This window comes from Streptomyces sp. NK15101 (assembly GCF_020400725.1).
GTDB lineage: Bacteria > Actinomycetota > Actinomycetes > Streptomycetales > Streptomycetaceae > Streptomyces.
In genome coordinates, this window is record NZ_JAINVG010000172.1 from 1 (window position 1) to 5,486 (window position 5,486).

The following is a 5,486-nucleotide window of genomic DNA, read 5'->3' on the forward strand; positions in this document are numbered from 1 at the left end:
GTCATGCTGCCCGGTGACCTCGCCGCCGGGCGTGGCCGATCAAGCCCCCGCTGCCCGCCTCCATCGGCTCCGACAACCTCGACGGCACCGGCTCCGCCCGCCTCGTCGACGCCGGAACGGGCACGCCGGACGAGCTCAGGGCCGCCGGGGTCCAGGGCCGCATCGCCCTCGTCCGGCTCCCGGACGACTCCACCGGCGCGGGCGCCCTCGCCCGGAACGCCAAGGCCGCCGGCGCCGTCGCCGTCATCGCGTACCACGCCGCCCCCGGCCGCTGGTACCCCGGCGGCGGCTTCACCGGCCCCGGCCTCCCCGTCCTCTCCGTCCCGTCCGCGGAGGCGACCGAGCTCCTCGGCAGGCTGGCGGCCGGCGAGGTCACCCTCGACTGGCAGGCCACCGCGAAGAGCCCGTACCTCTACAACCTCGCCTTCCCCGAGACCGGCGCGATCCGCGACGACAAGGACTACCGGGTCCACGACTCCCGGCTCGGCCGCACCGACTCGACCTACGGCTCGGCCGGCATCGCCACCGACTTCATGGACTTCCCGGCCGCCCGCCGCCCGGACGGGGTCCGCGTCGGCTTCGGCTCCCTGGAGACGGTCCCCGCGCCCGGCACCCGCACCGAGTACTACTCGGCCGGCGACACCACCTGGGAGCCGATGACCGGAAGCAGCTTCCCCTTCGGCGAGATCATGGTCGGCACCCCGCACGCGTACGCGCCCGGCGAACGGCGCGCCGAGAACTGGTACGACGGCGTCCTCGCCCCCACCGCCCCGCGCGACGACGCGGGGAAGCCGGTCCTCGTCGCCGAGCGCCAGGGCAACCTGATCGGATTCGCGAACGCCATGTGGGGCGACAACACCCACCACGCCGTGCCCGGGTCCTTCGGCGACATCGGCAACCTCAGCCTCAGCCGTGACGGCGAGGTCCTCGACCGGAGCTCCTGGCCGTTCGGCGTCTTCGAGGTACCGGCCGAAGCCGGGACGTACACGCTGGAACAGAACACCATGAAGATAGGCAGCAAGGTGTGGGCCCGCTCCACATCCGTCAACTCGGTGTGGAAATTCACCTCCAAGCTTGACGAGAGCGTCTATTCTCAGGGCATCCCCATTCTCTTCCCCCGGTACGACCTTCCGGAGGACGGACTCAAGACCCTCGCCGCGACCGACGGCCAGCACATCGGCCTCACCGCGACCGGTCACGCGGGCTACAGCCCCGCGGCGCTCACCTCGGCGAAGCTCTCGTACTCCTACGACGGCGGTACGACCTGGACCGAAGCGCGGGTCTCTCAGCAGGGCGACGGCTGGACCGCGACCGTGAACCACGCGGACGCGACCGGCAAGCAGGTCACCCTGAAGACCGAACTGACGGACGCCGACGGCAACTCCGTCACCCAGACCGTGGTCCGCGCTTACGACGTGCGCTGATCACGCCGGTCCGCCGGGCGTCCTTCCCGTGGGGGGTGGGGTCGCCCGGCGGACCACCCATTTGCGGCAACGGTTTTCCTGGTGTCCCGTTTTCGGACGCCGTGAGCGGTGGACAATAAGGGCATGACTCAGCAGGGGGACAACTGGTGGGACAAGCTCTACGACGAGTCGGTGCCGGAGACGGCCCCGACGGTCTCGGGTGACACGCTCGACGACCACTTCGACACGACACCCCGCGCGACGCCGCCCCGGAGGGACGGTTCGCCGGCGGCGCTGCCGACCCGGGCGACGGCGCCCACGCCGCCGAGCCCGGAGAAGGCGCCGACCGGGGTCACGCCGTCCACGCCCCCGCCCCCGGCGCCACCCCTGCCACCGGCACCGAGCGCGCCCCTGGTGCCGCCCGCGCCGCCGGTGACCTCCCGGCCGAGCGCGCCGCCGCCCGAGCCGCCGGTGGCCGCCACGCCGAGCACGCCACCCCCGTCTCCCGCGCCTCCCGCGCCTCCCGCGCCTCCCGCGCCGAGCGTCGCCCCCGCGCCCCGGCAGGTGCCCCCCGTGGCCGGGCACGCGCCCTGGGAGGCGCCCGGGGACAGAGGGCCGCGGACCTTCCCGGCCCCGCCTCCGCCGGCACCTCCGGTCGCCGTGCCCGTCGAGACGCCCACCGTCCAGGTGCCCCTGCCCGACGAACCGGCCGGTGAGGAGCGGGAGCCCGGCCCCGACCTCACCGTCGAGGTGTCCGTGCCCCGCCCGAGGACCGGCTTCGTCGGCAGCAGACCGCCCACCTACGAGCCCGAGCCCACCGCGCTGCCCGTCGCCCGCCCCGGCGGGCTCGCCGAACTGGTCGCCGACACCGTCCTCGACGGCGCCCGCTACGGCACCTGCACCCTGCGCGCCGCCTCCGTGCGCGGCGACTCCGCCCGCTACCGGGGCGAGCCCCGCCGGGACGCCCTGCTCACCGCCCGCTTCGGCCACGACGAGACCGCGCTCGTCCTCGTCGCCGTCGCCGCCGGCGCCCGCGCCGCGGAGGACGCCCACCTCGCCGCCGCCGACGCCTGCCACTGGATCGCCGAGGCCGTCTGCCGCAGCCACGCCCGCCTCTCCGAGGACATCAGGTCCGGCCGCCGGGGCGACCTCAAGTCCGGCCTCCACCGGCTCACCGACCGGACGTACGGCAAGCTGCGGGCCCGCGCCGCCGAGCGGGGCCTCGCCCCCGAGGAGTACACCGCGACCCTCCGCTGCCTCCTGGTCCCCGCCGACCCCGAGTGCCGCACCCGCGTCTTCTTCGGCATCGGTGCCGGCGGTCTCTTCCGGCTCCGCGACGGCTCCTGGCAGGACCTCGAACCGCTCCTGCCCGAACCGGCCGCCGTCACCGGCGCCCCCGTCGTCGGCTTCGGCTCGCCGCCGCCCGCCCCGGAGGCGTCCGAGGAGGGGGACAGGCTCACCATGGACCTCGGCATCACCACCGCGCCGCCGCTCGTCGAGGACCCCGTGCCGCCGCCCGCGGAGCCGTTCCGCTTCCGCGCGTCCGTCGCCCGCCCGGGCGACACCCTGCTCCTCGCCTCGCCCGGTCTCGCCGAGCCGATGCGCGGCGAACCCGCGCTCGCCCGCGAGCTCGCCGCCCGCTGGGCCGACGCCGAGCCGCCCGGCCTCGCAGCCTTCCTCGCCGACACCCAGTTGAGGGTGACCGGTTACGCCGACGACCGTACGGGGGTGGCCGTCTGGGAGGCGTAACCCACCGGGCCGTGTGTTGATGGAGCCATGGCCAAACAGAACGTTGCGGAACAGTTCGTCGACATCCTCGTCCGGGCAGGCGTCCAACGGCTGTACGGAGTGGTCGGCGACAGCCTGAACCCGGTCGTCGACGCCATCCGCCGTACCCCGGCGATCGACTGGATCCAGGTGCGGCACGAGGAGACCGCCGCCTTCGCCGCGGGCGCCGAGGCCCAGATCACCGGCGGCCTCGCCGCCTGCGCGGGCTCCTGCGGGCCCGGCAACCTCCATCTCATCAACGGACTGTACGACGCGCACCGTTCCATGGCCCCGGTCCTCGCGCTCGCCTCGCACATCCCGTCCAGCGAGATCGGGCTCTCCTACTTCCAGGAGACCCACCCCGACCAGCTGTTCCGCGAGTGCAGCCACTACAGCGAACTCATCTCCAGCCCGAAGCAGATGCCCCGGCTGCTCCAGACGGCGATCCAGCACGCCGTCGGCCGCGGCGGCGTCAGCGTCGTCTCGCTGCCCGGCGACATCGCCTCCCAGCAGGCCCCGGAGAAGACGGCGGAGACCGCGCTCGTCACCACCCGGCCCACCGTCCGCCCCGGGGACACCGAGGTCGACGCACTCGTGCGGATGATCGACGCGGCCGACCGGGTGACGCTCTTCTGCGGCAGCGGCACGGCGGGGGCGCACGCCGAGGTGATGCAGTTCGCCGAGCGCGTCAAGGCGCCGGTCGGCCACGCCCTGCGGGGCAAGGAGTGGATCCAGTACGACAATCCGTACGACGTCGGCATGAGCGGTCTGCTCGGGTACGGCGCGGCCTACGAGGCCACCCACGAGTGCGACCTGCTGATCCTGCTCGGCACCGACTTCCCGTACAACGCCTTCCTGCCCGACGACGTCAAGATCGTGCAGGTGGACGTCCGGCCCGAGCACCTCGGCCGCCGCTCCCGGCTCGACCTGGCCGTCTGGGGGGACGTCCGCGAGACGCTGCGCTGCGTGATCCCCCGGGTCCGCGCCAGGACCGACCGCCGCTTCCTCGACAAGATGCTGAAGAAGCACGCCGACGCCCTGGAAGGCGTCGTCAAGGCCTACACCCGCAAGGTCGAGAAGCACGTCCCGATCCATCCCGAGTACGTCGCCTCCGTCATCGACGACCTCGCCGACGACGACGCGGTCTTCACGGTCGACACCGGTATGTGCAACGTATGGGCGGCCCGCTACCTCTCGCCCAACGGACGGCGCAGGATCATCGGCTCGTTCAGCCACGGCTCCATGGCGAACGCCCTGCCGCAGGCGATCGGCGCCCAGTTCACCGACCGGAACCGCCAGGTCGTCTCGCTCTCCGGCGACGGCGGCTTCTCGATGCTGATGGGCGACTTCCTGACCCTCGTCCAGTACGACCTGCCCGTGAAGGTGATCGTCTTCGACAACTCCTCGCTGGGCATGGTCGAGCTGGAGATGCTGGTCGCCGGACTCCCCTCGTACGGAACGACGAACAAGAACCCGGACTTCGCCGCCATCGCCCGTGCCGCCGGGGCCTACGGCGTCCGGGTCGAGAAGCCCAAGCAGCTCGCGGGCGCCCTCAAGGACGCCTTCAAGCACAAGGGGCCGGCCCTGGTCGACGTCGTCACCGACCCGAACGCGCTCTCCATCCCGCCGAAGATCAGCGCCGACATGGTGACCGGCTTCGCGCTCTCCGCCAGTAAGATCGTCCTGGACGGCGGAGTGGGCCGGATGCTCCAGATGGCCCGCTCCAACCTGCGCAACGTCCCCAGGCCCTGAGGGGCTTTCCGGCCACCCCTCACCCTCCGCCACCACCTCATGAATGCGGACGGTGAGGCGGGGCATGCATCCCCGTGAGCCTGTTCGACGCGACCTGTGGGTGGGGGATATGGCCGGGGAGGCACGACAGCCGACTCAACTGCTCAGAAAGGTGGGATGCGCCGATCTCACCGCGGTGCCGGAGGTGCGGCATGCCCTGCGTGAACTGCTGCGGAAGTGGGGCGGACCGGGCGCCTCCGACGTGGCCGAACTGCTCACCAGCGAACTGGTGACCAACGCCCTGGTCCACACCGAGCACGGGGCCGTCGTGTCCGCGACGGTCGTCCCCGAGCAGTTGAGGGTCGAGGTCCGCGACTTCGTGCCCGGACTCAAGAGGCCGCACGCACCGCCCGCCGACGACGGTACGCACGGCCGGGGACTCGTCCTCGTCCAGGCCCTGGCCGACTCCTGGGGGGTCGAGGAGAACGGCACGGGCAAGGTGGTGTGGTTCGAACTGAACGGCGGGGGCGCCCCGGGGGGGGGCCCCCCCCCCGCCCTCTGTTTCCCCCCCCCGCCCCACAGCTG

5 protein-coding genes and 1 pseudogene are annotated in these 5,486 nt (G+C 73.1%); 5 read left to right on the forward strand and 1 reads right to left on the reverse strand.

Features of this window, described 5'->3' with window-relative positions:
* Positions 1 to 62 precede the first annotated feature (62 nt).
* Positions 63 to 332 (forward strand): annotated as a pseudogene (locus K7G60_RS38160) (PA domain-containing protein); the annotation flags it as partial.
* Positions 333 to 533: 201 nt separating this feature from the next.
* Positions 534 to 1,424, forward strand: coding sequence for a hypothetical protein (locus K7G60_RS38165; RefSeq protein ID WP_225805563.1), 891 nt, complete (start codon positions 534 to 536; stop codon positions 1,422 to 1,424).
* Between the two features lie 158 nt (positions 1,425 to 1,582).
* On the opposite strand, the gene K7G60_RS39320 is transcribed toward K7G60_RS38165, so the two are convergent.
* On the reverse strand, positions 1,583 to 1,894 hold the full coding sequence (locus K7G60_RS39320) for a hypothetical protein (protein ID WP_308083261.1): 312 nt from the start codon (positions 1,892 to 1,894) through the stop codon (positions 1,583 to 1,585).
* Here K7G60_RS39320 and K7G60_RS38170 point away from each other — a divergent pair.
* The 3 genes from K7G60_RS38170 to K7G60_RS38180 all read left to right on the forward strand — a co-directional run.
* Positions 1,875 to 3,152: a protein phosphatase 2C domain-containing protein gene (locus K7G60_RS38170; protein WP_374115748.1), complete on the forward strand. Its 1,278-nt coding sequence runs from the start codon at positions 1,875 to 1,877 to the stop codon at positions 3,150 to 3,152. The genes K7G60_RS39320 and K7G60_RS38170 overlap by 20 nt on opposite strands.
* A 27-nt stretch (positions 3,153 to 3,179) precedes the next feature.
* Positions 3,180 to 4,922, forward strand: a complete 1,743-nt coding sequence (locus tag K7G60_RS38175) for a pyruvate dehydrogenase (RefSeq protein ID WP_225805565.1) — start codon at positions 3,180 to 3,182, stop codon at positions 4,920 to 4,922.
* Positions 4,923 to 4,986: 64 nt separating this feature from the next.
* Positions 4,987 to 5,486, forward strand: a 500-nt coding sequence (locus tag K7G60_RS38180; RefSeq protein WP_374115747.1) for an ATP-binding protein, incomplete at its 3' end; no start/stop codon positions are given.